We start from the raw sequence: 25,610 nt of genomic DNA on the forward strand, positions 1-25,610 counted from the left end.
GTGAGAACACTACACCAACTGGTCTCGCTGATAACAGCGATCGCCGTTCCCACGGTGATCTACTGGACGAGCGGCGAGACCGGATTTGAGTTCATCGTATTGGGAGCGGTTATTGGTTTCGCTTACTGGTACTGGGGCCCGACAGGCGCTCCGCTTTGATGTGAGGACATAAACGTGGGCAAGGTAACAGGCTTTCTGGAAATCGACCGGCAGGTGGGCAAGTATCAGCCCGCATCGGATCGTATCCGCCATTTCCGCGAATTCACCATTCCGATGTCGGATGCCGAGGTGCAGAAGCAGGCGGCGCGCTGCATGGATTGCGGCATTCCCTACTGCCATGGCCCGACCGGCTGTCCCGTGCACAACCAGATCCCGGACTGGAACGATCTGGTTTATAACAACAATTGGGAAGAGGCGATCCGCAACCTCCATTCCACCAACAACTTCCCGGAGTTCACCGGCCGCGTCTGTCCCGCACCTTGCGAGGAGGCGTGCACGCTGAATCTCGAAGATACGCCGGTCGCCATCAAGACGGTCGAGCAGGCCATCGCCGACAAGGCCTATGAACTGGGCTTCATCGTGCCGAAGCCGGCGACGATCCATACCGGCAAAAAGGTCGCCATCATCGGCTCCGGCCCTTCGGGCATGGCGGCGGCACAGCAGCTTGGCCGCGCCGGTCACGAGGTGCATGTCTATGAGCGGGAATCCAAGCCTGGCGGCCTGCTGCGTTACGGTATCCCTGATTTCAAGATGGAAAAGAACTTCATTGATCGGCGTGTCGAGCAGATCAAGGGCGAAGGCGTTACCTTCCATTGCGGCGTTAATGTCGGCGTCGACGTGACCGTTGAATCGCTGCTGGCCGACCACGACGCGGTTCTCTACTGCGGTGGCTCGGAAACCCCGCGTCCAGCCGGCATTGGTGGGGCGGACCTGCATGGTGTGCATGATGCCATGCCATATCTCGTGCAGCAGAACCGTCGCGTTGGCCGTGAAAACATCGATAGCATCGGCTGGCCGGCCGATCCGATCCTCGCTGGCGGCAAGCATGTTGTCGTCGTCGGCGGCGGTGATACGGCATCGGACTGCGTGGGTACGGCGTTCCGCCAGGGCGCGGTGAAGGTCACACAGCTCGACATCCGCCCGATGCCGCCGGAAAAGGAAGACAAGCTTGCCGTCTGGCCCTTCTGGGCGACCAAGATGCGCACGTCCTCCTCCCAGGCGGAAGGCGCGGTACGCGAGTTCCAGGTCGCCACGCTTGAATTCGTTGGCGAAGACGGTGTGCTGACCGGCGTGAAGTGCTGCCAGGTGGATGAACGCCGCAAGCCGATCGCCGGCACCGAGTTCATCATCAAGGCCGACCTCGCCTTCATTGCAATTGGTTTCTCCGGTCCCTTCACCGATAGCGTGCTGAAGGAAATGGACGGCAAGTTGACGCTCAATACGGATCGTCGTGGTTCCACCAATGTTGTCGCCGACGAGACGGACTACAGGACCTCGGTCGACAAGCTCTGGGCCGCCGGCGACGTCCGCCGCGGTCAGTCGCTGGTAGTCTGGGCCATTCGCGAAGGCCGCCAGGCGGCGCGGGCGATCGATGAGGCGCTAATGGGCGCTACCGTTCTGCCACGCTGAACTGGCTCCTATGAAATCGAAGAGGCCTGTCGCCGCTGCGGCAGGCCTTTTCTTTGGCGATAGAATGGGCGCGTCTTATCAGCAGTGAGGCAGCGTGATCCGGAAGCAGGCGCCGCCGCTTCCGGAGTCGGCGCTGGTGATTTCTCCATCGCGATAGCGCACGATTTCCTGGACAAGATTAAGCCCAAGGCCGGTGCCCCTGTCTTTTGGCTGCAAACGATGGAAGGCGTCAAAGACAAGCTCGACGATAATATGGAGCCCATGGAGTGCGGCAAAAAGTATGATCGCAAGTAACACGCGATCACCCCGCATTCCTGCAAAGCTCGGTCGATACTGTCATTGATGGGCTGCCTCTACATTACAGCCGGGAGGGCTCGGCTTGGTGTGATGGCGCTTACTGTTTCGCCGGTGTGGTGTCCGTGACCACGCGATAGTCATCGATGCGGCCTGCAGGCGCATCGGCCATCTCGCCGCGTTTGGTCAGCCTCTCGCGTGGCGATTCCACGACGGAAACGCGAGCCGGCGCGGCAGAGGGAAGGACATCGCCAAGCAATTTGTCGCCGCCATCAAGAGCGGGATCGGTGAGGCTGATCGGCTGGGTGCGCACTTGGCCGGCGTCGATGCCGAGTGCGGGCAGGGAGGTCAGGGCAGGCAGATTGCTGCCATCGAGCTTGACGAGATCCGGCCCTGCGCCATCAAGGTGACGGCGCACGAACTTTTCGACGTAAAAGGCGAGCTTGCGTTTGCCAGCCTGTGTCATGCCGATGCCATCGGCTTCACGAAGGCGGGCCTGCTGGCCGTTCATGTCATAGCCGGTGACGACGAATTTTCCGGCCTCATCCACGAAGCCATCCCAGACATCCACGAATTCGCCGCCATATTTTTCGACATGGTTACGATAAAGCCGGTTGAAGCCGACCAGATCAGTCGAGAGCGATGGCGACTGGAAGGCGGGCAGGCCGACCCAGAGTACAGGAACCTTTGGGCGTCCTGCGAGCGTCAGTAGCTCGTCGATGCGTCGTTCATATTCCTTGAACCAGACGTCGGTGCCGAATTTTTCCTTGATATCGCCGATCTGCATCTGCTGGCGATCGTTCGAACCCATCATGATGACGATGGTTGCCGGATTTGTCTCGGTAATGAATTGCGGCAGGGTCTTGAACCAGTCGTAATAATCGGTGCGTACAAGACCTGAAGAGCCGTTGGCGCGGACATCGACGGCGATTGCCGGCGAGCTGGCAAAAGCATTGACCAGCTCTTCGCCCATGCCACCGGCAAGGAAGTCGCCGATGACCAGAACGCGTCTCGCATTTTCAAGCTTGGCAGCAGGTTCCGGTTTTGCGGTTCGCATCTGAACCACCGAGGGCGCTTTCCGTGCCGGCTGCGGACGGGTGACAGATCTTTCCCGCGGAGCCGCCGGAAAATCCCGGCGGTTGCGGGGCTGATAGTCGCGGTCGAAGCTGCCATCGCGGCCCACAGGCTTGCCGAACAGCATTTCGAAAAGGGTACGCCGCTGTTCCTGTGCGAAAGTCTCGGAAGGAACGAGCGGCACACAGAGGACAGCGGAAAAAACGATGGCGCAGAAACGCCAACCCGTCTTTCCGTTTCTCGCCGCAGAGTTCCTACTCATAACATCAACCTTTCCGGATGCATCGGCGGCGTCCGTGACGTCGCCGAATGCCGCCGGCACATTATCAATTGCGCAGGGCTCTCAGCAATCGCTGCGACGGCTCGCCGTCATTTTGCATGCCCATGCGGGACTGGATGGCGCTAATGGCGGCTTTCGAGCCGGAACCGAAATTGCCGTCGATCTCGCCATCGTAATAACCGAGTTCCTTCATGCGGGTCTGAAGTTCGAATTTTTCCCGGATATCCAGCGTGCCGTCCGGGCGCGGCCATTTCTGCTGCATGCCGCCGTAACCGGCGATCTCATCCGCGAGCAGGCCAACGGCCAAGGCATAACTATCGGAGGCGTTGTATTTCTTGATGGTGAAGAAGTTCTTCATCATCAGGAAGCCGGGGCCATTTGCACCGCCTTGCAATTTCAGCATGGCGCGATCGGAACCGCGGGTGAAGGTCTTGCCGTTGGGGCGGGTGAAGCCGAGCTTCGACCATTCCGCAATGGACTTTGTCTGCCCTTCATAGCGGGCGCCACCACGCGGCACGGCGGTTTCGTAACCCCAGGTCCGGCCGGGCTCCCAGCCGTTCTTGGCCAGAAGATTGGCCGCCGTCGCCAGTGCGTCCGGAACGGAATGCCAGATGTCGCGCTTGCCATTACCATCCGCATCGACCGCATAGAGCAGGTAGCTCGTGGGAATGAACTGCGTGTGGCCCATCGCGCCTGCCCAGGAGCCCGTCAGCTGCTTGGGCGTGACATCGCCGGCCTGCAGAATCTTGAGTGCTGCGATCAGCTGCGTGCGCGCGAATTTGGCGCGTTTGGGATCGGAATAGGCGAGTGTCGCAAGAGCCTGCGGGATGTTGTGCAGCCGCTCCGGCTTTTCGAGAACCGCGCCGTAATTGGATTCCATCGACCAGATGGCGAGAATGATGTGCTTGTCGACGTCGAAGTTGCGCTCGATCCAGTTGAGCGTCGTCGCATGTTTCATCTTCATTTCGCGGCCGATCCGTACCGTGTACGGATTGACGCGGGAATCGAGATAATCCCAAATCTGGGTGGTGAATTCGGGCTGGAAGGTCGCCTTGCGCAACGCGTCCGGGTCCGGCTCGCTGACGCCGGCAAAGGCCTTCTGGTAGGTCGCCTTGCTAATGCCTTCTTTGGCGGCTGTTGCGTAGAATTGGTTGATCCACTGCTTGAACCCTTGATCGGCCCGGGCCGAGACGGGGGAAAGCGAGATCGCCAGTCCTGCAAACATCATGCAACCGAATTTGCGGACATTTGAAAGGGTCTTTGTCATCGTCAGTCTTTCGTTCTCTCGAATATCATTTCGATTGCGAAAACGCATCGGGCGTCGTCATGGATAACAAAAGAATGTCAACAAATTCTTTACCATTAATAGATGGTAGCGTCACCCTTTACAAAACGTTGTTATTTTTGAAATAACAACAGTGTGCGGGGATTGTGATCAAGTTTTATCTCTCAGGAGGGATATGTGGTAGAACATAAGAAAATTCGGAAGGCCGTATTTCCGGTCGCGGGTCTCGGTACACGTTTCCTGCCCGCCACCAAGGCAGTTCCGAAAGAAATGCTCACCGTCGTCGACAAGCCGGTCATTCAGTACGTCGTTGATGAGGCGGCGGAAGCAGGCATCGAGCATTTTGTATTTGTTACCGGCCGCGGCAAGGCGGTGATCGAAGATTATTTTGATATTCAATTTGAACTTGAACAGATGCTGCGCGAGCGGAACAAGAATGCCGAGCTGACATTGCTGGCTGGCCTTCTGCCCAAGGCGGGCACGGCAAGCTTCACGCGCCAGCAGGTGCCGCTCGGTCTTGGCCATGCGGTTTGGTGTGCGCGTGATATCGTGGGCGACGAGCCCTTTGCCGTGCTTTTGCCTGACATGATCATGCATTCGCAGAAAAGCTGCCTGAAGGGCATGGTCGAACTTTATGACCAGACCCAGGGCAACGTCATCGCGGTGCAGGAATGCGCTCCCGACCAGACGCATAAATACGGCATCGTCGGCGTGGGTGAAACCGTGGGCGAAGGTTTCAAGATCACTGAAATGGTCGAGAAGCCCGCCAAGGGAACGGCACCGTCGAATTTCTATATTAACGGTCGCTATATCCTCCAGCCCGAGATTTTCGATATTCTCGAAAATCAGGAGCGTGGCGCCGGCAATGAAATCCAGTTGACGGACGGCATGCTGACGCTTGCCAAGTCGCAGGAGTTTGCAGGTTATCATTTCCGCGGCCAGACTTTTGATTGCGGCGCCAAGGATGGTTTCATCCTGGCGAACGTCGCCTTCGCTTTGGAACGCGGTGATATCCGTCCGGCAATCGAGGGGCCGATCAAGTCTCTGATCGGCGGTCTGAAATAATTGACCGAAATACACCAGAAAATCCCGGCCTTCCCGCCGGGATTTTTCTTTTGGGGCTCATTATCGTTTCAGGACAAGTCCCGCGCCGACACGAAATTCATTGCTGTCGTAAACCGGGGTCCACTGGTAGCTGACGTCTGCGGTCAGGTCGAGATAGCGGTTCAGCCCCCAGGTCAGGCCGGCACCTGCAGTATATTCCACAGCATTCTCGGTGTTAGAGGAGGGAAATGTGCGATGCACGACCTGCCCCGTCAAACGCGCGACCAGGTTGTTTCGCAACTCATGGGTCAGGCCTGCATCCAGCCGATAGGAAATCCAGCCACCCTGCGGACCGCCGGCAAAGTCCTCTATCGTCGTGCGCAGTCCGAGATTAACATTCGTGCCGCGCTGCGGAGACCAGTTGAGTTTGCCATCCAGCGTCAAGGCGCCGATCGCAGCCAGGCGATCATCGTCATATTGCTTGCGCAGATAGCCGATCGCTGCCTCGCCACGGGTCTTTTCGCCGAGATCGACTTCTGCGCCGATTTTCGCTCCATAGGCATTGGAGGAGCGGGCATAGCCTGAATTGTCGAGGTGGCGGTCATATTTGGTCGTCCCCACATTCAGTTCGAGGAAGGGGATCAAGGCTGGGGACAGTTCATAACCGATGCGCCCACGCAGGTTCGCGCCCATTTGGTCGCGGTCACTAAGGCTGATCGGCTGGCCGTCAAGGCCCTTTGCATCCGTATAGACGGTACGTGAGAGATCGAGCGCGGCAAGCCCGCGCAGCTTTCCGAAATCCCGCTCTATCGATGCCCCGGCGGTAAATCGATGCTCGCCGCCCTGCACGGCAGCGCCTGTCAGGGCATTGGGGTCCGTGGTGCTTTCACGGCTGAATTCATAACCCGCCTTGAGATTGGCGGTTGTTTCGCCACTGAGATCGAGGCGCAGATTGGCCTCGATATTGGCTCGGGGTTCTTCGCCATTCTTGTCGCCGCCGAAGTTTCTCTCCCAGGCGCCATCGCCCGTCACCGTCAGCGCGTGCCGGGACCAGTCGCTGGTGAGTGTGCCGCGTATGCCCGTCGTCAAATAGTTACGTCTGGAAGGGCCGCCCGTATTTGTCTGCTTTTCCGTATTCACGGTCTGGCTGATCGACGGCCGGAGCACGAATGTACCGAGCCGGATGCCGGGCGTCTGTCCTGGTTCGGTTGCTATCCGCGGGTTTTCCCCGCCATCCATTGTCGGTGCATAGGGGTTCTCGGCCTCGGCATAGGGTTGGCCGGCTTCGTCCGGTTGTTCGTAGATGGGGTCGCCTGGATTGCTGGACGGGCGCCACAGTTGCGGTGGAGGCGCAGGTGTGGCCTGAGTTGTGCCTGTGCCTGTGCCTGTGCCTGTGCCTGCCGCGTCGCCCGTCGCCGGCGTGGTTGAAGCGGTGCCGTCGGCAGCGGAAGCGGCGCCCGGCACCATTGGTGTGGCTGTCGCTGCGTTCTGCGCGAAGGCGCTTCCCTGCGGGTAGAAAATCGTACAGGCAAGCAGCAGGGATGCTGCTTTCCGCGACGTCGACAGACGTATGGCGGTGCCCTTCACATTCATTCCTTTTCACCCGGCGAGTTTGGCCGATGCCGGATCGAAAGCCCACCAAGGCATCTCTTCAGGCCCGATGATCGGCAGGCTGACGAAATGACGTGAAGAAACCAGGGACCAGACAGGCGACGCAAGTTTTAACATCGGTTTAACAATAGGTTTTTTATGGTTAACAGTTGATAAAGATCGGCGGGGATTTCGGCGTCTCGGCGTGGATGGGAATCGGCAGCGCCTGTCGAGCGAACGGCAACCCGATTACGCCGATCCGGACTGCTGCGCGGGATCGCGCAACTTCAAAATATTTCTAATATGTGAAGATTAAAACGTTTCAATTTGGCACGTAATTGTCCTATAATTACGCAGGGCGATCATAAATCGTTCAACAATTATATCGAATTTCATTTTATGTGACAGCATCGTTTCATGAATCGTGTTTTGAACATCCGGCAAGTCGGTTTTTATTGTTGGGATATTACCAATGACCGTTTCTATTTAGATGAAGTATGTGCTGAACTCTTCGGAATTCCATTAAGACAGGCGATGCAGGGCATCAGCATTTTTCAGATGCTCGAAAAGGTGGATCTGGATCATCGAAATCGCGTGATCGAAACGGCGTTAATTACCCTGAAGGCTGCGAGTTTTTATGATCAGGAATATGCCGTGCGCCGCAGCGACGGCTCGGTTTCATGGGTAAGGACGCTGGGGCGATATCTAGTCGATGAGGAAAACATCCCGTTCAAGCGACTTGGAACGATTGAGGAGATTTCTCCGCCGGATAGACGTCATTGACGATATGTCTTCTTGCCGAAACCTCCAAGAGTGGACTTATTCCGGCTGAGAGAGTAACAGTCGGCCATGATTACGCGCGCCGTCAAATTGGTCGAAGACAATGCCATCGAATCCGCTCTGCGGACTATTTCGATGGAGCGGGCTGGCCTTGCCGCCCTTGAGGATGCTCTCAGAAATGGTCTTTCCGACCCATTCTGCAAGGCAATCGAGACCATCGGCCAGTCGAATGGCCGTCTCATCATCACTGGGGTCGGTAAAAGCGGCCACATAGGCGCAAAGCTTGCCGCTACTTTCGCGTCCACGGGAACGCCTGCCTTTTTCGTGCATGCGGCGGAGGCCAACCACGGCGATCTGGGCATGATTGGCGGCGATGATGTGGTGCTGGCGATTTCCAAGGGTGGTGAAAGCGCGGAATTGCGCAGCATCATCAATTATTCCCGCCGTTTCTCCATTCCGCTGATCGCACTCACCTGTTCGGAAAAATCATCGCTGGCGCAAGCCTCCGATATCGTGTTGCTGGTGCCCAATGAGCAGGAGGCCTGTCCGCTTGGGCTAGCACCCACCACCTCCACCTTGATGCAACTCGCACTTGGTGATGCCCTTGCCGTTGCGCTGCTGGAAGCGCGTAATTTCACCGCGGGTGACTTCAAGGTTTTCCATCCCGGCGGCAAGCTGGGGGCGAGCCTGACGCTGGTCAGCGACATCATGCATACGGGCGATCGTGTGCCACTGGTCAACAAGGGAACGGCAATGCCCGAAGCGGTGGGCGTTCTGTCCCGCAAGCATTTCGGTTGTGTTGGTGTTCTTGACGAGGATGGCCGTCTGTGCGGCATCGTCACCGAGGGCGACTTGGCGCGCAACCTGTCGCGCAACCTCGCCGAACTGGTGGTCGACGACATCATGACCCGCAGCCCGAAAACAGTCAAAAAGTCGGTGCTGGCGACCAGTGCCTTAGCGACGCTGGAGAAATTCCATATCGGCGCGCTGATCGTTGTCGATGACAACAACCGGCCGATAGGATTAGTGCATTTCCACGATCTCCTGAGGATCGGCGTCGCCTGAGGCCTTCCGCGGAATTGGATGGCGTCTGGAAGCGCGCCGTCAACGCCGCCGACCAGCGCAGAGCTTACGGGTCTATCGGCTCGATTGTCAGCGTGCGACCGCGCGCTGACGCAATCCTGACACGGGTTCCGGCCGGCAGGTCCTCGCCATTAACCGGCCACCATGTATCATCAAGTCTTATCCGCCCGCGTCCCTCGACGATCGGTTCCTGCAGGGTTGCTGTGCGGCCGACAAGGCTGGCCTCCCGCTGGTTCAGGAATGGTTCGTCGCTCACCGCACGGTTTCGGCCGAAATATCTCCGTCCAAGCAGGGCAAACACCACGGAAAGCGCGGCAAACAGCACCAGTTGCAATTGCCATGCCCAGAATGCCGTCTCCCAGAAAAACAGCGAAAAAGCCCCGATGACCAGCGCGGCAAGGCCGATCCAGATCAGGAACACGCCGGGTGCGATGAGTTCGGCGGCGAGCAGCACGAAGCCGACGATCCACCAGCTCCAGGGGCCCAGCTCAGTGGCAAGCCGTTGCAACATCGTCACTTCTCCGATGAAGAGCCGAAGGGATTACCAGGAATGGAAACATTGATGCTCTGACCGGGAGACCGGGTCGGCGGCACGGAGCGGGATGATGCCGGGGCGGCAGGCGCGCTCGGTGCGTCACCCTTGTCGCCGAACACTTCTCTCGCAATCGTGCCGATGCCGCCGAGAGAGCCGATCAACGCCGAGGCTTCCATCGGCATCAGCACGATCTTGGAATTCTTGGCGGTGCCGATCTCTGCAAGCGCTTCGGTGTATTTCTGGGCGACGAAATAGTTGATGGCGTGGACATTGCCGGCGGCGATGGCTTCCGAGACCATGCGGGTGGCGTTGGCTTCGGCCTCCGCCAAACGTTCGCGGGCTTCGGCATCGCGGAATGCCGCTTCGCGCTGACCTTCCGCCTCCAGAATGGCGGATTGTTTTGCACCTTCCGCGCGCAAAATCTGTGCGTTGCGGGCACCCTCTGCCTCAAGCACCTGCGCGCGTTTTTCGCGCTCCGCCTTCATCTGTCGCGCCATGGAATCGACGAGGTCCTTCGGCGGCGCGATGTCCTTGATCTCGATGCGGGTGACCTTGATACCCCATGGTCCCACCGCCTCGTCCACCACGCGCAGCAGGCGATCATTGATGGCATCGCGGTTCGACAGCAGCTCGTCGAGGTCCATCGAGCCCATCACCGAGCGTATGTTGGTCATGGTGAGATTTTCGATCGCCATTTGCAGATTGGAGATCTGATAAGCTGCCTGGGCGGCATTGAGTACCTGATAAAAGGTGACGGCATCGGCTGAGACGCTGGCATTGTCGCGGGTAATGACTTCCTGCGTCGGTATGTGGAGCACCTGCTCCATCACATTCATTTTCGAGCCGATGCTTTCAAAGAACGGCACAATGAGGTTCAGGCCGGGCTCAAGCGTGCGGGTGTAACGCCCGAAGCGTTCAACGGTGTAACGATGCCCCTGCGGCACGGTCTTGATGCCGGCAAACAGCACCAGAATAACCAGAACAACCGCCGCTATGACGACGATGTCGAAACCGCCCAATGCAATCATCACTTTCCTCCTGAGATCAGAACCGTCCGGGGTTTACCATGTCATCGTTATGGCAAGATTACACCCAGCCTTGCAACTCCCGTCTTACAACTTTTTCGAGAACATTCATGCCCTCGGCGCTGTCATTGAGACACGGAATATGGGTGAATTTCTCACCGCCATTATGCAGGAATATCTCACCGGCCTCACCGGCAATTTCTTCCAGCGTCTCGAGACAATCCGATACGAAGCCGGGATTCATGACGGCGATACGTTTCACGCCTTCGGAGGCCAGCTTCTCCACGGTCTTGTCGGTATAGGGCTGCAACCATTCCTCCGGCCCGAAGCGCGACTGGAAGGTAATCATGAAGTTCTTTTCGGTCCGCCCCAGTGCCTCCCGCAGCAGCCGTGCGGTTTTCTGGCAATGACAATAATAGGGATCACCCTTTTTGAAATAGGATTGCGGAATGCCATGGAAGGAGGTGATCAGCATCTCCGGCTCCCAGTCCAGCGTCGCCAGATGGTTTTTGACCGAGGCCGCGAGCGCTTCGATATAAGCGGGATCGTCATGATAGGGCGGCACGGTGCGGATCGCGGGTTGCCAGCGCAGCTTCATAAGATGCTCGAAAGCCTTGTCGTTCACGGTTGCGGTGGTCGACGCGGCATATTGCGGATAAAGCGGGAAAAGCAGGATTTTTTCGCAGCCCTGCGCCTTCAGGGCATCGATCTTGGATGCGATCGAAGGCTGGCCGTAACGCATGGCCCAGTCGACCACGACATTAGGCAAATCTTTCAGCGCCTCGGCCATCAACTCGCCCTGGCTGCGTGTATAGGTGCGCAGATAGCTTTCATTGCGCTCGCGGTTCCAGATTTCCTCATAGGCCTTACCCACCTTCTGCGGGCGCTTGTTGAGGACAATGCCGTAAAGGATCGGATACCAGTAGAGACGGGACCATTCGATAACGCGCTTGTCGCTCAAAAACTCCGCAAGATAACGGCGCATCGGCCAATAATCCGTGCCGTCAGGCGTGCCGAGATTGACGAGCAGGACGCCCACCTTGCCAAAAGTCACGCGGGGATGGTTTGCGGGGAGTGGGGATAGTTCTGTCGCCATGAATGATACCCTGAAACTCTGACTGGTTATGTGAGGAGCGGCCCCGCCTCGAATAAAGGCCTGAACACTCCATCTTCTGTTTATCTACCCGAACGCAAACCGTGACGAGGTTTGGTCGGAAATGCCCGAGCTATACGCTCGCACCATCATTTTGTTCATCGTGTTCTAGACGAAATTCTTCAGGATTAAACCATCGACGGAGGCAATTTCGGGGGCAGGCGCAGCCACAGGCCGACTTTTGACAAACCGTGATCTGCAGGTATCTGTTTTAAAAGGAAAAATAAGAAACCGGCCCCGTTGTCCGGAGCCGGCATCGCATATGCGGCAAATTGCCCTGTTCCTTGCCGTCCGCCTTATTGAGCCGGCAGTTCCAGCTCTTCGCCGATCTCGATGTGGTTCGGACGCTTCAACGTGTTTGCCTTGGCAATTCTGCTCCAGAGAGCGCCGTCACCATATTTCTCCGCTGCGATCTTCCAAAGGGAGTCGCCTTTTTCAACGACGTATTTGCTGGCGGCGGCTGCAGTTGCAGGTGCTGCCGGTGCTGTAGCCGCGGGTGCCGGTGCGGCGCCGGTTGCCGCGGCGGGCGCGGGCGCAGTGGGGGCAGGTGCTGCTGGGGGTGCGGGCTGTTTTGCGGGCGCCACGTAATCCGCAGGGGTTACGTCGATGATGCGGCCGTCCGTATGGGGCTTGTAGGGGCTGTTGGCGCTGATATAGGCAGCAACAGCGTCTTCAAGGCTCGGGCCGAAGTCATAGGGATTAATCGCCTTGGTTGCAAAGACCTTGTAGCCGTCTCCGCCCGAGCGCATGTAATTGTTGGAGACGACACCATAGGTCTTGTTCGGGTCCAGCGGCACGAAGCTGTCGCCTTCCCTGACTTCGACGGAAACAACTCGGCTACCAGGCGCTTTGGACCGATCGAACGAATATTTGAGGCCGGCAACCTGCGCAAAACGTCCAGCGCCTTCTTCGATCTGGCCCGCGCCATTCTCAAGCGCTGCGACCAGATCCGAACCCTTTAGCTGAAAAGTAGCAATGGAATTCTGGAACGGCAGAACCGTCAGGACTTCACCCATCGTTACGGTTCCCGCGTCGATGGAAGCGCGCAAGCCACCGCCGTTCTGGATGGCGATGGTAATGCCCTGATCCTTGACGCGATCCAGCAGCGCGTCAGAGACGAGATTACCCATCGTGCATTCCTTGGCGCGGCAAACTTCACGCGAACCATCGATGGCGCTTTCTGACGAGCCAATTTCCTTTTTCTTCATCTCCTCGAGTGGACCGGCGAGTTCCGTGACGCGTTTGCTGAATGCATCGTCGGGCGTGACTGAAGCATCCAGGAGCTTAGGTGCGCCTTCAGCCGACTTGACGACACCGTTGTCGTCAAAGGTCACGGTAAGGTCACCAAGATATTTCGAGTATGCGTAAGCCGTAACGATTGGAACATCGACGCCGGACGGGTTCTTGACAAGCGTGGGATAGGGACCGGCGGCCTTGGGGTCGGTGCTGGAAAGCAGTGTGTGGCTATGACCGCCCACGATGACGTCGATGCCGTCCACCGCCTGTGCTATTTCCTGATCTCGGACGTAACCGACGTGCGAAAGCAGCACGATCTTGTTGATACCCTGGTCCTGAATTTCCTTCACGGCGCCTTTCAGGTAGGCGACCTCGTCTTCAAAGCTGATCTTGTCGCCCGGCGACGAGGTTTCGTTGGTGTCGGTTGCAAGCACCGAAACCACGGCGACCTTCTGGCCGCCCAGATCCTTGATGACGTAACCTTTATACTTATCGGCCAGAATGGAATCGGCGGCCGCCTTGGTGTTTCCGGAAATGATGGGGAACTTCAGCGCATTGATAAATTTCAGCAGCTCTTCTGGACCGTCATCGAATTCATGATTACCGATTGCCATGGCATCGAAGCCGATGCCATTCATGAATTCGGCAACGGGTCCGCTCTTGTAGCGCGTATAGAATAGCGAGCCCTGGAACTGATCACCGGCATCGAGAACGAGGAGGTTGGCGCTGCTCCCGAGTTCTCCACGGCGCGCATCGATCGCGCTCTTTACACGGGCGATACCGCCAAAGCATTCCTTCTTTTCCGTTTCGGCAGGTGAGCAGGTCGAATCGAATTTGTTGATTGCCTCGATACGGGAGTGAAGGTCGTTGATGTGAAGAATATTAAGTTTGTAGTCTGCCAGAGCCGCTCCAGCTGAAAGCGTTATTGCGGAAACGCTCAGCATGCACAGTCCCAAAATTTTCTTCATGGTCCTTCTCTCCTGTTCCAAACGGAAGTCCGGGCCGGCTGATCATTCTCCGACCCTGCTCATTCTTTAATCCGAAAACATGTCAGTCATTCGAAAACCGGATGTTTTCATTTAGCTGCAGCCGCCGCAAGCGAAATTATGACAGGTGCGCAATAAACAAAAACGCACGCCGGAGGCGTGCGTTTCAGAGGGTTATACCGTTGAAAAGGCAGTATTATCAGCCCTGCCGTGTCAGTGAGAACTGGCTGTTGCTGTCCGTCGTGCAGTTCAATTGTGACGGGGAGACGAGCGCGCAGTTGACGCGCGACTGGGTGTTGCGCACCAGCGACGTCATGTTGATTTCATAGAGCGTCGGCGAAATCGTGACATAGGTGCCGGAGGCCAGAAGCGTGTTGGTGTCGGTCGAACGGGTGGAGAAGGCGCCGTTCTGGAACGTCGATACGATGCCGTTGCGGTCGATCCAGCGGCCGTCGACAGCCGGGCCGCGGGAAAGCGAAGGCGCCATCGAGGTCTGCTGCGAGGGTCCCGGTGCGACGCATGAAGACACCGCGATGGCGGCCGAAAGCAAAGCAGCGCTTGTCTTGAAGTTCATGAGCCTGTTCTCCTGCGATTCGATGAAACTTTCTGTGCTTCGACCATGCCGTGAAGCGTCCTTTATTTCAAGGCAACGTTGTTCGCTCTCCCGGGTTCCCAACGCGGTTCAGGAAAGCCTTGGCGTGGCAAATATGAGACTCTGCCGCATCAGCGCACGAGGATGTTGCGGAACTGCCAGGGATCGGACGTATCGATATTGTCGGGGAACAGTCCCGGGCGGCCGTCGATGGGCGTCCAGTCGGTATAATGTCCCTCGACGGGACCGAGATAGGGTCGCTGCACTTCAAGGCAACGGCGATAGTCCATCTCATCCGCCTCAACGATGCCGGCCTCAGGGTTTTCGATCGCCCAGACCATGCCGGAAAGAACCGCCGAACTGACCTGCAATCCAGTAGCATTCTGGCTGGGGGCAAGCGAGCGCGCCTCCTGAAGGGTAAGCCGCGAACCATACCAGTAGGCGTTCCTGTCGTGGCCATAGAGTAGGACGCCCAATTCGTCCGCGCCGTCAACGAGTTCGTCTTCGCCAAGCACATGCTGGATCGGCTGAGGGTTGCCGCCATTGCCAAAAAGTTCGTGCAAGGACAGGATGGCGTCGTTGCATGGGTGATAAGCGTAGTGACAGGTCGGCCGATAGGTCACGTCACCATCCTCGTTGCGGACCGTGAAATAATCCGAAATCGAGATCGCCTCATTGTGGGTGACGAGAAACCCATATTGTGCTCCGAGCCCGGGGCACCATGTGCGCACGCGCGTATTCGCGCCGGGCTGATCGAGATAGATCGCCGCCTTGCTTCCCTTCTTCTGCTTTTTTGCGTTTTTCGGCATCCAGTTTTCGTGCGTTCCCCAGCCGAGTTCGGCCGGCTGAAAACCTTCAGAAATAAAACCTTCCACCGACCATGTGTTCCAGAAAGCGCCGAAGGGTTTAGGCTCTTTTGCCCGCTGGGTATCGCGCTCCGCCACATGCACTCCCTTGACGCCCAGCTGCTTCATCAGCTTCGCCCATCCTTCCCGGTCTTGCGGTTGTGGCTCTTCGATGTCGAGGCCGGTATCCTTCGCAAGATTGATGAGAGCCTGCTTTACGAACCAGGACACCATGCCGGGGTTGGCGCCGCAGGTGGACACCGCGGTCGTGCCGCCGGGCCTGCGCGCCCGTTCCTTGAGCATGGTCTCGCGCAGCGAATAATTGGTTCTGGCGCCGTTGTCGGCATCGGCGTCGAAATAGAAGCCGGGCCATGGCTCCACCACGGTGTCGATATATAGCATGCCGTGTTTGCGGCAGATCCGCATCAGATCGACAGAGGCGGCATCGACCGAAAGATTGACGCAGAAGCCCTGCCCTTGCACGCCCTTCAGAAGCGGCTTGAGAACTTCCTTGTAGTTCGCCTTGGTCAGATGCGTCTTGATATGACGGATATTTTTCTCCGCCAGAAACGCAGCGATGTCCTCGCGCGGATCGATGACGACGAGCCGGGTCCTGTCGAAATTGAAATGACGCTCGATCAACGGAAGAGTGCCGCGCCCAATGGAGCCGAAGCCGATCATGATGATGGGGCCGTCAATATCACCGTAAATCGGGTAGTTTGCGTCCGTCATTCGTCAATTTTCCTTTTTCAGCCAATAAGTAAGCTAGATCATAAAAGCGTGCCACAATAAAGGGCAGGTGGATGACGGACATATGACGATAACGATGGTGCGACGAGCGAATGCGTTGTTTCCACCATTTCTGCTTCTTCGCATTTTAGAGAGTGTGTTTATAATTAAGTTCTTCTTTTCGTTTGTGCGCAGAAAGGTTTGGGGGGCCTTGGGCGGATGACGAAACGGGAATTTTTCGCCATCGCAGGAGAGTTGCCTGTTGAATGATCTTTTAGAGCGTGTCGCAGCTCTTCAGAGTGCCACTCCCGTTCTCATTGCCCTTTACGATTCCGAAGACCGGTTGCGCCATGCCAATCCATCGTTTCGGGAAAGTTTTCAGCTTGCCGCCGGTGATTTGCCAACATGGGCCGATATCATGCGGCTGAACCACCGGCTGCGCACCGGTGTCGTCATCCGCAACAATGATTTTGAAGCATGGCTGCTCTCGGCACAGTCCCGGCGCGGCAAGCTGCCCTATCGCGCCTTTGAAATGGACCTCTACGATGGCCGCTGGTTCTGGATGACGGAGACGGTGCAGCAGGATGGCTGGATGCTGTGCGTCGCAAGCGACGTTACCGAATTGCGTCAGGGTTACAGGACGCTGCGACAGGACAGGGATTTGGCGGTGCGCGCCTCGCAGACGGATGAATTGACCGGGACTGCAAACCGCCGCTTCGTTTTCGCCAAGCTGGCTCTGCAGGTGGAGCAGGTAACCAAGGGGTTTGAGGCGCCCTTTTGCCTGTGCACGCTCGACATCGACTTTTTCAAGCAGATCAATGATCGCTTCGGCCATAAATGTGGTGATGCGGTATTGCGTGATTTTGTCGCCATCGCTCACTCCGTCATCCGGCGGGTGGATTGCTTCGGCAGGATCGGGGGTGAGGAATTCATGCTCATCCTGCCGCGCAGTTCAATTGCCGAGGGCCAGGAGATTGTTGAGCGGCTGCTGCAGAAGGTGCGCCTTTCCAGACCGCTTTTGGAGTTCCCGGATTTTTCCTATAGCTGTTCGGCGGGAATGACGGCTTTTCGGATGATGGAAAGCGCCGACGATGTTTTCATGCGCGCCGATCAGGCTCTTTATGCAGCCAAGGAAAAAGGCCGCGACCGGCTTCTGGCGGTGACGGTCTAAACCAGCTCCGCTGCAATCAACCCATGCAGCGAATTGCCGACGAAGAGCTTACGGCCGACAATATCATCCGGTATCAACGCCTGTCCGCGCGCCTTGCGTTCGCGGATCAGATCAGCGCGCAGCACACCCGGCAGAATGCCACTGTCGAGCGGCGGCGTCAGCAGGTGCCCGTCGGGTGTTTCGACGAAAATGCTGGTCGATGATCCCTCGCACAACTCGCCGCGCTCGTTGAGCAGCAACACCTCATCTGCCTCCTCCGCTGAAAATTCGGCGCGGGCGGCATCATAGGGCTCGCGTCGCGACGACTTGTGGCGATAGAAGGTATCGGAGGAATCGAGCGTGGTGTTGCTGGCAATGCGGACGCGCCAAACGGCACTTTCCCGCAGCGGATGGAATTCCGTCGTCTGGATATCCAGTTCGCCCTTGTAGTTCATGACCAGCCTGACGCAGAGCGGCTTTTCACCGCCCACCTGCTTTTCCAGCATCTGAACCGCGTTGACGGGCGCGCGAAAACCCAGCGCATCGGCGGAGCGCAATAGACGGCGCATATGCTGATCGATGCGCTGAAAGCCCGTTTGCGGTTCCCAGCGCAGGGTTTCCTTCAAGGTCAGATCAGCGGGTTTGCGTTTCATGGCCTGTGCTCTTCGCCTGGATTGTTCACCGATTAATATCAACCGGCAAGCTTGTCCGAAATAGGATAGCTTTGCCGGCGGAAGATATTAAGCCTGTTTCCGGTCCAGCTCTTCCAGCTCGTCGATCAGTCCTTCGATCATCGAAAGCCCCTTATCCCAGAATGAAGGATCGGTTGCATCGAGGCCGAAGGGTTTCAGAAGCTCCGAATGATGCTTGGTGCCGCCTGCTTTCAGAAGCTCGAAATATTTTTCCTGAAAACCCGTCTCGGCCTTCTGGTAAACCGCGTAGAGCGAATTCACCAGGCAATCGCCGAAGGCATAAGCATAAACATAGAAGGGCGAGTGGATGAAATGGGGGATGTAGGTCCACCATGTCTCGTAACCTTCGGAAATCCGGATGGCCGGACCGAGGCTTTCGGCCTGGACCGAGAGCCACAATTCGCCAATCTGTTCCGAGGTCAGCTCGCCTTCTTTGCGGGCGGTGTGCAGCTTGCGCTCGAATTCGTAAAAGGCGATCTGGCGCACGACCGTATTGATCATGTCCTCGACCTTGCGGGCGAGCATGGCCTTGCGCTCCCGGACATCTTTTGTGTCATCGAGCAGCTTGCGGAAGGTCAGCATTTCCCCGAAGACGGAAGCGGTTTCGGCAAGCGTCAGCGGCGTTGAGCACATCAGTGCGCCCTGCTGGCCCGCCAGAACCTGGTGCACGCCATGGCCAAGCTCATGGGCGAGCGTCATCACGTCGCGCGGTTTGCCGAGATAGTTGACGAGCACGTAAGGATGCGCTGAGGGCACTGTCGGATGGGCGAAAGCGCCGGGCGCCTTGCCGGGGCGGGCAGGGGCGTCGATCCACTCTTCATCGAAGAATCGGCGCGCGATATCGGCCATTTCAGGGGCGAAATTGCCATAGGCAGAAAGCACGGTATCCTTGGCCTCATCCCAGGGGATGATCGTATTCGACGTATCTGGAAGCGGCGCATTGCGATCCCAATAATTCATCTGTTCCATGCCGAGCCATTTCGCCTTCATGGCGTAATAACGGTGCGAAAGGCGCGGATAGGCGTTCTTGACCGCTGCCGCCAGGGCATCGACCACCTCCCGCTCGACACGGTTTGCGAGATGACGGCTATCTGCAATATCTTCGAACTTGCGCCAGCGGTCGGAAATATCCTTGTCCTTGGCAAGCGTGTTGGTGATGAGGGTGAAGACCCGCAGATTGTCCTTGAAGGTGGCGCTCAAGGCTTTCGCCGCCTTCCTGCGGGTTTCCGGCTCTGGTTCCTGCAGCATGTTCAGCGTCACTTCCAGCGGAAGGCTCGCACCATCAATGTCAAAACGCAGGTCGGCCATCGTTTCGTCGAACAGGCGGTTGAAGGCTGCCGCGCTGGTCATCGATTTTTCAAGGAAGAGCTGCTCCAGCTGATCGTCGAGCTGATGCGGCTTGTCCTTGCGCAAATCCACGAGCCACGGGCGATAGTGGCCCGCCGCGGCGTCGTTCGCCATGCAGGCGTCCATCGTGGCGTCGTCGATGCGGTTGAGTTCAAGCGTGAAAAACAGGAGATGTGCGGAAATATCCGTCAGTTTTGCCTGAGCGTCGCCGTAAAGCTTGCCGTTCGCCGGGTTCGAGGTGTCGGAAAAATAAGTAAGCCCGGCAAAGGAGCCGATACGGCCGATAAGATCGTCCAGCGCCTCATAGTCCTTCAGCGCAGCGCCGATGCCCTCTTCGCCCGTCGCCTTTGCGGCTGCTTCGAGCTTGCCCTTCCATTTCCCCTCGAAAGCCGCCGCCATCGACGCCGCCTTCTCGAGATCGCCCTTATATTCCGCCGATTCCCCTGATGGATAGAGATCCGACAATTTCCAGCCGGGCAGATCGCCAAGTGCTGGGCCGGAGGTTTCGGCAAGGGAGAACAGGGATTGTGGGGTAGCGCGGTTGAGGGTCATCCGACGTGTCCTTCTGATTATGCGTGCGAAGCATATGGGGACCTTGTTTCCCGCGGCAATGGATAAAATGCAAGCAATTCTCAAAACTGGATGTTCAAATCTCCCGTGCCAGAGTGCGGCATAAGGGACCGCATGAAGCAGGTCCATAAACCGGAAACCGGAGCTAAAAATGACCGCGCATGTTCTCGTGATAGACGATGATCCTGTCCAGCGCCGCCTGCTCAAAAATGCGGTGGAACGTTATGGGCATCTGGCCTTGCTTGCCGAAAACGGCAAGGCGGGGCTGGAACTGCTCAAGCAATATAGTGGCGAGATCAACGTCATTGTCCTCGATCTGATGATGCCGGAAATGGACGGGCTTGCCTTTCTAAAGGCAGTCGGCGAACTCGGCACGGATGTCCCGGTCATCGTACAGACGGGGCAGGGTGGCATCGATACTGTCGTGCAGGCCATGCGCGCCGGCGCTTTCGATTTCGTCGTGAAGCCGGTTTCGCCGGAAAGAATCGGCGCCGCCATCTCCAATGCGCTCAAGCTCGACAGGAGAGAGGCCAAGGCCCGCACGGGCAGGCGCGGACGGAGCAATGCAGTGAATTTTACCGATATCGTTTCCGCAAGCCCCGCCATGCTGAGGGTCATCGAACTCGCGCAGCGCGCCGCTCAGTCCAGCATTCCCGTGGTGCTGGAAGGCGAATCCGGCGTCGGCAAGGAAATGGTCGCCCGTGCCATCCAGTCGGCCGGCGACCGGGCGAACAAGCCGTTCATCACTGTCAATTGCGGTGCTATCCCCCATAATCTCGTGGAAAGCATTCTTTTCGGCCACGAGAAGGGCGCCTTCACCGGCGCTACGGAAAAACACGTCGGCAAGTTCATGGAGGCGGATGGCGGCACGCTGTTCCTCGATGAAATCGGCGATCTGCCGCTCGACGTGCAGGTGAAGCTGCTGCGCGCCGTCCAGCAGGGTGAAATCGAAACGGTCGGCTCGGCGCGCGTGCAGAAGGTCAATGTGCGGCTGATTTCCGCCACCAACAAGAACCTCATCGAAGAGGTGAAGGAAGGCCGCTTCCGCGAGGACCTTTATTATCGCCTCAACGTCTTTCCGATCACCATTCCGGCGCTGCGTCGCCGCAAGGAAGATATTCCCCATCTGGCGCGGGTTTTTGCCGAGCGCTTTTCTGCCGAACAGAAGTTGACCAACCCCGTCGGTCTCGATGCCAGCGCGCTGGCGCTGCTGACGGCCTATGACTGGCCGGGCAATATCCGCCAGTTGGAAAATGCCGTTTTCCGCGCCGTGGTTCTGTCGCAGGGTGAGGAATTGTCGGATTCCGATTTTCCGCAGATCGCATTGCAACTGCCGGAGTTTTCGAACGGCGATAATGAGGACGATATCATCCGCTCGCCATCCGGGTCGTCTTTGAAGCTGGCGGCCTATTCGCCGCCGCCTGCTGCCGAGAGCCACGCCGTGATCGAGGAGCCGTCGGATATTTCCACCACGATTTATCGGGGTGGAAACCTGATCTCCAGCATGGACGATTCGGGTAATATCCGGAAACTGGCCGAGATCGAAGAGGAACTCATCCGTTTCGCCCTTCGTTTTTATCGCGGTCAGATGAGCCAGGTCGCCAGAAAACTCGGCATTGGCCGCTCCACACTTTATCGCAAGCTGAAGGATTATGGCATCGATCCGGATGATCCGCTTCGAGACGCCGCGTGAGGTCGCAAACCGCTTATTCCAGGGTAGATAGCAAAATTCGTTAACTTCTGAGCAAGGATATCCGCTTACCGTCTATAAACCTCTTGTTAGTGGCTGATTCACTATATAGAGGAAGGTTGCATGTGTGTGGCAATTTTGCCATCGTGTCACCGTATTTGACGTTCATTTGAGGCAATGTGACAGAAATTGTCTTCCAGGCGGGGATCGAATTGCCATATCTGCATCGGAATAACGCGCTTTCGACCAGGATCGCGCGCGGCTTGATCAAGGATATATGCACGAAGCTGTCGGCGCGCGCTGTCACCTTTGCCTGCCTGATGCTCGCCGCTATGCCTTTCGTAGGTGTTTCGGCGACGGAAGCCGCCGCCGAGACGCGCAGCCTCAAGCTGTATTATATCCACACACGCGAGAAGGCGGTCATCACCTTCAAGCGCAATGGAAAATACGACCAGAAGGGCCTGCAGGAGCTGAACCGATTCCTGCGCGACTGGCGTCGCAACCAGCCGACGCGCATGGACCCTCGCCTTTTCGATCTCGTATGGGAAGTTTATCGCCGCAGTGGCGCAACCGATTACATCAACGTCGTGTCGGCCTTCCGCTCGCCTGAGACCAATGGCCTGCTGCGCACGCGCACCAAGGGTGTTGCGGAAAAAAGCCAGCATATGCTCGGCAAGGCCATGGATTTTTACATTCCCGGCGTGAAGCTTTCCACCCTGCGCGAAATCGGCATGCAGATGCAGATCGGTGGCGTTGGCTTCTATCCAACCTCCGGCTCTCCTTTCGTGCACATGGATGTCGGCGGTGTTCGCGCTTGGCCGCGCATGAGCCGCCAGGAACTCGTGCGCATCTTCCCGAAGGGCAATACGTTGCATCTTCCTGCCGATGGCAAGCCGCTTCCCGGTTACGAGCAGGCGCTTGCTGACTACAAGAAGCGCGTCAATTCCTCTTCCATTCAGGTTGCTTCCAGCGCCGGTGCCGGCCCTGCCTCTTCAGGCGGCGGCAAGCGCAAGACCCTGTTGCAAGCTCTCTTTGGCGGCGGCGACGAGGATGAAGATCCCGATAGCATCGCAACGCCGGAGCCCGCAGAACGCCCGGCTGTTGCTCGCCCGGCTCCGCAACAGGCGGCTCCCGAGCCTGAACCCACCATCGCCGTTGCTTCGGCGCAGCCCCTTCCCGGTGTGAACGACGCACCATTGCCGACGGCGCGGCCGGCATTCGGTAACCAGCCGCCTGCCAATGCAGGGCTTGCGACCGCGCTTTATTCTCCGGCCCGCAATGCCGCGCAGGATGCCCTGCAGGCTGCCACCACGCCGACGCCGACCTCTGCTCCGGCAGAGCGCCAGCAATTTGCGGATCTGGCTGAAGTTTCCATTCCTGTGCCAACACTTCTCGGCCCGCGCGGCATGAAGGGTGATGCGGAAGGTTCGATCCTCACGGCTTCCGCTGATGGGGCTACACCAGCCGCAACCGGCGAACTCGCCTCTGTTCCAGTTCCAGCCAATCGCCCGGCCGTGGCTGAAGCCCTACTTGCGGCTGCCAATGCCGATGCTGAAGGTGAAGACGATATGGCCGAGGCGCAACAGGATACGCTTTCGCCGACCGTGGTTGCCGCTCTAGAACAGAGCGGCCAGGCTGCCCGGTCACAGGTCCAGTCGGCCTCCATGCCGACGGCAGCTCCCTTCCCGGCCGCCGTGAACCACAAGGTTACCGTTGCGCCCGCCGAAACGGCCAAGGCCGCGCCGCAGCCCGGTTTTGGGGATGCTTTTGACCTGAAGCCTGCCGTCAATGGTGGCCTCAGCGCCGGTCTTCCCACCAAGGGTTCGCGCCCGAGCAAGCAGGATGCAGCCGTTTCCGAGCAGGCCATGGTCGGCGGCGGACGCCTGACGCAGGATCTTATTTCGGATTGGGCGCTGAACCAGAACAAGGGCACGACCGGGCGCTCGGTGAAGGCGCCGCGCGTTATCGCCAATCGTATGCTCAGCAACGAGATGTCGGCTTCCGCCACCTCGGCGAGCTTCAAGCCGGGTGCGGTGGCCATCGAATCCAGCCGTTTCAGCACGCCGGTGAAGATGCACTGAGCCAGTTTTATCTGACGGCCGAAAGGCCAATAAAAAACCCGCCGGAGACGGCGGGTTTTTTTCATGCGTATGTCGCGAGGCGTCAGACGCCGCTCTGGCCGTCAGAGCCGATATAGGCGATGCGCACCATGTTGGTTGCGCCGGGGGTGCCGAGCGGCACGCCAGCGGAAATGATGATGCGATCGCCTGGCTTACCGAAACCTTCGGAAACAACGATGCGACAAGCGCGGTTCACCATGTCGTCCAGGTCGCTGGCATCGCCGGTGACGACGCAGTGCAGGCCCCAGACGACCGAGAGGCGGCGTGCGGTCTGGATGATCGGCGACAGCGCAATAATCGGAACCTGCGGCCGTTCACGCGCGGCGCGCAAGCCGGTCGTGCCCGAGGACGTGTAGGTGACGATTGCCGCAAGCTTCAGCGTTTCGGCGATCTGGCGGGCGGCAAGCGAAATGGCGTCGGCGCCAGTTGCCTCCGGCTGGGGACGCTGTGCGTAGATGATGTTGGAGTAATAGGGGTCCTGTTCCACGGTGCTGGCAATGGAGGCCATGGTCGATACGGCTTCGATCGGATAATCGCCCGAAGCGGATTCAGCCGAGAGCATGATGGCATCGGCGCCTTCAAAGACGGCCGTTGCAACGTCCGACACTTCCGCACGGGTAGGAACCGGAGCCGTGATCATCGATTCCAGCATCTGGGTCGCGACGACAACGGGCTTGCCGGCGCGGCGGCAGGCGCGGGTCAGCTGCTTCTGGATGCCCGGAACAGATTCCAACGGCATTTCTACACCAAGATCGCCGCGCGCGACCATCAATGCATCAGAAAGCTCAATGATTTCTTCGATGCGCTCGATAGCCTGGGGCTTTTCGATCTTGGACATCAGGCCAACACGGCCACGCGAAATCTTGCGGACTTCGGCCAGGTCTTCCGGACGCTGAACGAAGGAAAGGGCGACCCAGTCCACTTCGTTGGTCTCGAGAACGGCATCGAGATCGACGCGGTCCTTGTCGGTGAGAACGCCGACACCCAGCAGCGTGTCGGGCAGGCTGATGCCCTTGCGATCGGAAATGCGGGTGCCGGAAACAACCGTGGTGACGATGCTCTTGCCGTCGCTCTTTTCAGCGCGCAGATGCAGTTTGCCGTCATCGATCAGCAGGCGGTGGCCGGGCTTGACCGCTTCGAGAATTTCAGGATGTGGCAGGAAAACGCGGGTGTTGTCGCCGGGGGTGTCGTTGTTATCAAGCGTAAAGGTCTGACCCGGCACCAGATCGACCTTGGTCTCGGCGAATTTTCCGACGCGCAGCTTGGGACCCTGCAGGTCGGCCAGAATGCCGATGGGACGGCCATTGCGGCTTTCGACGGAGCGAATACGCTGAATAAGCGTCCGCATCACGTCGTGGCTCGCATGGCTCATGTTAATGCGGAAGAGATCGGCGCCGGCCAGATGCAGCTTTTCGATCATGGCCTCTTCGGAAGAGGCCGGCCCGAGAGTTGCAAGAATTTTGACTTTGCGGTTACGCTTCATCAGTTTTGATTTCCCTGTGTGCCTGGCGTGTCGGAAAGCTGGACCATCCAGCTGCCCTGTCTGCCCGTGTCATATTCCTTGAAACCCATTCTCTGGAAGCTGCGGGCATAACAATCGTCCACGCCGTTGATCTTAAACTCGTTTTCCGCCACGCACATGTTGACGTCACCGGTCCAGCGGCCGCCGTGAGCGGCATCTTCGGCATAGAGATAATAATAACGTGACTGCAGCTCACCCTCGATCAGCGTTGCGCAGGTCGAGGAGGGGACCTGCCACCAGCCTTCGCTGACCCAGCCATCCTTTGCGCGGTAGCCGATGGCGACCCCTACAAGGTTCTGCGTGCTGTTACACACGCGGAAATCCGCATGTGCAGGCGCTGCTATCATGAACGGGGTCAG

General features: G+C 58.1%; 21 protein-coding genes and 1 pseudogene. 8 read left to right on the forward strand and 14 right to left on the reverse strand.

Features of this window, described 5'->3' with window-relative positions:
* Both ACFVTJ_RS13805 and ACFVTJ_RS13810 read left to right on the forward strand, forming a co-directional pair.
* Positions 1-159, forward strand: coding sequence for a hypothetical protein (locus ACFVTJ_RS13805; protein ID WP_386908255.1), 159 nt, complete (start codon positions 1-3; stop codon positions 157-159).
* A gap of 15 nt (positions 160-174) precedes the next feature.
* Positions 175-1,629 (forward strand): glutamate synthase subunit beta, encoded by a 1,455-nt coding sequence (locus ACFVTJ_RS13810; RefSeq protein ID WP_386908257.1) that lies wholly within the window; start codon positions 175-177, stop codon positions 1,627-1,629.
* A gap of 78 nt (positions 1,630-1,707) precedes the next feature.
* On the opposite strand, the pseudogene ACFVTJ_RS13815 reads toward ACFVTJ_RS13810, so the two are convergent.
* The 3 genes and pseudogenes from ACFVTJ_RS13815 to ACFVTJ_RS13825 all read right to left on the reverse strand — a co-directional run.
* A pseudogene (locus ACFVTJ_RS13815) lies at positions 1,708-1,872 on the reverse strand (ATP-binding protein); the annotation flags it as partial.
* Positions 1,873-2,023: 151 nt separating this feature from the next.
* Complete coding sequence (locus ACFVTJ_RS13820; protein WP_386908259.1) at positions 2,024-3,259, reverse strand: SGNH family hydrolase; 1,236 nt, start codon at positions 3,257-3,259, stop codon at positions 2,024-2,026.
* 64 nt (positions 3,260-3,323) lie between these two features.
* Positions 3,324-4,544: a lytic murein transglycosylase gene (locus tag ACFVTJ_RS13825; RefSeq protein ID WP_386908261.1), complete on the reverse strand. Its 1,221-nt coding sequence runs from the start codon at positions 4,542-4,544 to the stop codon at positions 3,324-3,326.
* A 195-nt stretch (positions 4,545-4,739) separates the two neighbouring features.
* Here ACFVTJ_RS13825 and galU point away from each other — a divergent pair, with 195 nt between their 5' ends.
* Positions 4,740-5,627: a UTP--glucose-1-phosphate uridylyltransferase GalU gene (gene galU / locus ACFVTJ_RS13830; RefSeq protein ID WP_386908263.1), complete on the forward strand. Its 888-nt coding sequence runs from the start codon at positions 4,740-4,742 to the stop codon at positions 5,625-5,627.
* Positions 5,628-5,687: 60 nt separating this feature from the next.
* Here galU and uppP read toward each other — a convergent pair whose 3' ends face one another.
* Positions 5,688-7,199: a polysaccharide biosynthesis protein UppP gene (uppP, locus tag ACFVTJ_RS13835; protein WP_386908265.1), complete on the reverse strand. Its 1,512-nt coding sequence runs from the start codon at positions 7,197-7,199 to the stop codon at positions 5,688-5,690.
* 414 nt (positions 7,200-7,613) lie between these two features.
* Between uppP and ACFVTJ_RS13840 the strand changes: the two genes are divergently transcribed.
* Positions 7,614-7,979 carry a PAS domain-containing protein gene (locus ACFVTJ_RS13840; protein ID WP_386908267.1) on the forward strand — a complete coding sequence of 122 codons (366 nt, stop codon included), beginning with the start codon at positions 7,614-7,616 and terminating at the stop codon, positions 7,977-7,979.
* A 66-nt stretch (positions 7,980-8,045) separates the two neighbouring features.
* Complete coding sequence (locus tag ACFVTJ_RS13845) at positions 8,046-9,041, forward strand: SIS domain-containing protein (RefSeq protein WP_386908269.1); 996 nt, start codon at positions 8,046-8,048, stop codon at positions 9,039-9,041.
* 64 nt (positions 9,042-9,105) lie between these two features.
* Here ACFVTJ_RS13845 and ACFVTJ_RS13850 read toward each other — a convergent pair whose 3' ends face one another.
* From ACFVTJ_RS13850 to ACFVTJ_RS13875, 6 genes are all read right to left on the reverse strand, one after another.
* Positions 9,106-9,570, reverse strand: coding sequence for an NfeD family protein (locus ACFVTJ_RS13850; protein ID WP_386908271.1), 465 nt, complete (start codon positions 9,568-9,570; stop codon positions 9,106-9,108).
* 2 nt (positions 9,571-9,572) lie between these two features.
* The gene (locus ACFVTJ_RS13855; protein WP_386908273.1) at positions 9,573-10,622 is read right to left on the reverse strand and encodes an SPFH domain-containing protein; all 1,050 of its coding nucleotides are present in this window, start codon (positions 10,620-10,622) and stop codon (positions 9,573-9,575) included.
* A 58-nt stretch (positions 10,623-10,680) separates the two neighbouring features.
* Entirely contained in the window at positions 10,681-11,715 is a 1,035-nt protein-coding gene (gene hemH, locus ACFVTJ_RS13860; RefSeq protein ID WP_386908275.1) for a ferrochelatase, read from the reverse strand.
* 353 nt (positions 11,716-12,068) lie between these two features.
* On the reverse strand, positions 12,069-13,976 hold the full coding sequence (locus tag ACFVTJ_RS13865; protein WP_386908277.1) for a 5'-nucleotidase C-terminal domain-containing protein: 1,908 nt from the start codon (positions 13,974-13,976) through the stop codon (positions 12,069-12,071).
* A 217-nt stretch (positions 13,977-14,193) separates the two neighbouring features.
* On the reverse strand, positions 14,194-14,568 hold the full coding sequence (gene omp10, locus ACFVTJ_RS13870) for an outer membrane lipoprotein Omp10 (RefSeq protein ID WP_386908279.1): 375 nt from the start codon (positions 14,566-14,568) through the stop codon (positions 14,194-14,196).
* Positions 14,569-14,717: 149 nt separating this feature from the next.
* A complete protein-coding gene (locus ACFVTJ_RS13875) occupies positions 14,718-16,163 on the reverse strand; it encodes a homospermidine synthase (protein WP_386908281.1) in 1,446 nt (481 codons plus the stop codon).
* A gap of 259 nt (positions 16,164-16,422) precedes the next feature.
* Between ACFVTJ_RS13875 and ACFVTJ_RS13880 the strand changes: the two genes are divergently transcribed.
* Positions 16,423-17,331: a diguanylate cyclase gene (locus tag ACFVTJ_RS13880; RefSeq protein WP_386908283.1), complete on the forward strand. Its 909-nt coding sequence runs from the start codon at positions 16,423-16,425 to the stop codon at positions 17,329-17,331.
* Here ACFVTJ_RS13880 and ACFVTJ_RS13885 read toward each other — a convergent pair.
* Together ACFVTJ_RS13885 and ACFVTJ_RS13890 are read right to left on the reverse strand one after the other, a co-directional pair.
* Positions 17,328-17,963, reverse strand: a complete 636-nt coding sequence (locus ACFVTJ_RS13885) for an aminotransferase class IV family protein (RefSeq protein WP_386908285.1) — start codon at positions 17,961-17,963, stop codon at positions 17,328-17,330. The genes ACFVTJ_RS13880 and ACFVTJ_RS13885 overlap by 4 nt on opposite strands.
* Positions 17,964-18,050: 87 nt before the next feature.
* Positions 18,051-19,901 carry a M3 family oligoendopeptidase gene (locus ACFVTJ_RS13890; protein ID WP_386908287.1) on the reverse strand — a complete coding sequence of 617 codons (1,851 nt, stop codon included), beginning with the start codon at positions 19,899-19,901 and terminating at the stop codon, positions 18,051-18,053.
* Positions 19,902-20,070: 169 nt separating this feature from the next.
* Between ACFVTJ_RS13890 and ACFVTJ_RS13895 the strand changes: the two genes are divergently transcribed.
* On the forward strand, positions 20,071-21,612 hold the full coding sequence (locus ACFVTJ_RS13895) for a sigma-54-dependent transcriptional regulator (protein WP_386908289.1): 1,542 nt from the start codon (positions 20,071-20,073) through the stop codon (positions 21,610-21,612).
* A 176-nt stretch (positions 21,613-21,788) separates the two neighbouring features.
* A complete protein-coding gene (locus ACFVTJ_RS13900) occupies positions 21,789-23,690 on the forward strand; it encodes a DUF882 domain-containing protein (protein ID WP_386908291.1) in 1,902 nt (633 codons plus the stop codon).
* An 82-nt stretch (positions 23,691-23,772) separates the two neighbouring features.
* Here ACFVTJ_RS13900 and pyk read toward each other — a convergent pair whose 3' ends face one another.
* Complete coding sequence (pyk, locus tag ACFVTJ_RS13905; RefSeq protein WP_386908293.1) at positions 23,773-25,212, reverse strand: pyruvate kinase; 1,440 nt, start codon at positions 25,210-25,212, stop codon at positions 23,773-23,775.
* The gene (locus tag ACFVTJ_RS13910; RefSeq protein ID WP_386908659.1) at positions 25,212-25,598 is read right to left on the reverse strand and encodes a DUF1036 domain-containing protein; all 387 of its coding nucleotides are present in this window, start codon (positions 25,596-25,598) and stop codon (positions 25,212-25,214) included. The genes pyk and ACFVTJ_RS13910 overlap by 1 nt, the downstream gene beginning before the upstream one ends.
* Positions 25,599-25,610: the final 12 nt, after the last annotated feature.

This window comes from Agrobacterium sp. NPDC058088, from assembly GCF_042885035.1.
GTDB lineage: Bacteria > Pseudomonadota > Alphaproteobacteria > Rhizobiales > Rhizobiaceae > Agrobacterium.

What these genes read in the sequence shown, in the direction of transcription:
- ACFVTJ_RS13820 (WP_386908259.1), bottom strand. Translation starts at nt 3,259, where the DNA reads ATGAGTAGGAACTCTGCGGCGAGAAACGGAAAGACGGGTTGGCGTTTC.
- ACFVTJ_RS13825 (WP_386908261.1), bottom strand. Translation starts at nt 4,544, where the DNA reads ATGACAAAGACCCTTTCAAATGTCCGCAAATTCGGTTGCATGATGTTT.
- uppP (WP_386908265.1), bottom strand. Translation starts at nt 7,199, where the DNA reads ATGAATGTGAAGGGCACCGCCATACGTCTGTCGACGTCGCGGAAAGCA.
- ACFVTJ_RS13840 (WP_386908267.1), top strand. Translation starts at nt 7,614, where the DNA reads ATGAATCGTGTTTTGAACATCCGGCAAGTCGGTTTTTATTGTTGGGAT.
- ACFVTJ_RS13845 (WP_386908269.1), top strand. Translation starts at nt 8,046, where the DNA reads ATGATTACGCGCGCCGTCAAATTGGTCGAAGACAATGCCATCGAATCC.
- ACFVTJ_RS13850 (WP_386908271.1), bottom strand. Translation starts at nt 9,570, where the DNA reads ATGTTGCAACGGCTTGCCACTGAGCTGGGCCCCTGGAGCTGGTGGATC.
- ACFVTJ_RS13855 (WP_386908273.1), bottom strand. Translation starts at nt 10,622, where the DNA reads ATGATTGCATTGGGCGGTTTCGACATCGTCGTCATAGCGGCGGTTGTT.
- hemH (WP_386908275.1), bottom strand. Translation starts at nt 11,715, where the DNA reads ATGGCGACAGAACTATCCCCACTCCCCGCAAACCATCCCCGCGTGACT.
- ACFVTJ_RS13865 (WP_386908277.1), bottom strand. Translation starts at nt 13,976, where the DNA reads ATGAAGAAAATTTTGGGACTGTGCATGCTGAGCGTTTCCGCAATAACG.
- omp10 (WP_386908279.1), bottom strand. Translation starts at nt 14,568, where the DNA reads ATGAACTTCAAGACAAGCGCTGCTTTGCTTTCGGCCGCCATCGCGGTG.
- ACFVTJ_RS13875 (WP_386908281.1), bottom strand. Translation starts at nt 16,163, where the DNA reads ATGACGGACGCAAACTACCCGATTTACGGTGATATTGACGGCCCCATC.
- ACFVTJ_RS13885 (WP_386908285.1), bottom strand. Translation starts at nt 17,963, where the DNA reads ATGAAACGCAAACCCGCTGATCTGACCTTGAAGGAAACCCTGCGCTGG.
- ACFVTJ_RS13890 (WP_386908287.1), bottom strand. Translation starts at nt 19,901, where the DNA reads ATGACCCTCAACCGCGCTACCCCACAATCCCTGTTCTCCCTTGCCGAA.
- ACFVTJ_RS13895 (WP_386908289.1), top strand. Translation starts at nt 20,071, where the DNA reads ATGACCGCGCATGTTCTCGTGATAGACGATGATCCTGTCCAGCGCCGC.
- pyk (WP_386908293.1), bottom strand. Translation starts at nt 25,212, where the DNA reads ATGAAGCGTAACCGCAAAGTCAAAATTCTTGCAACTCTCGGGCCGGCC.
- ACFVTJ_RS13910 (WP_386908659.1), bottom strand. Translation starts at nt 25,598, where the DNA reads ATGATAGCAGCGCCTGCACATGCGGATTTCCGCGTGTGTAACAGCACG.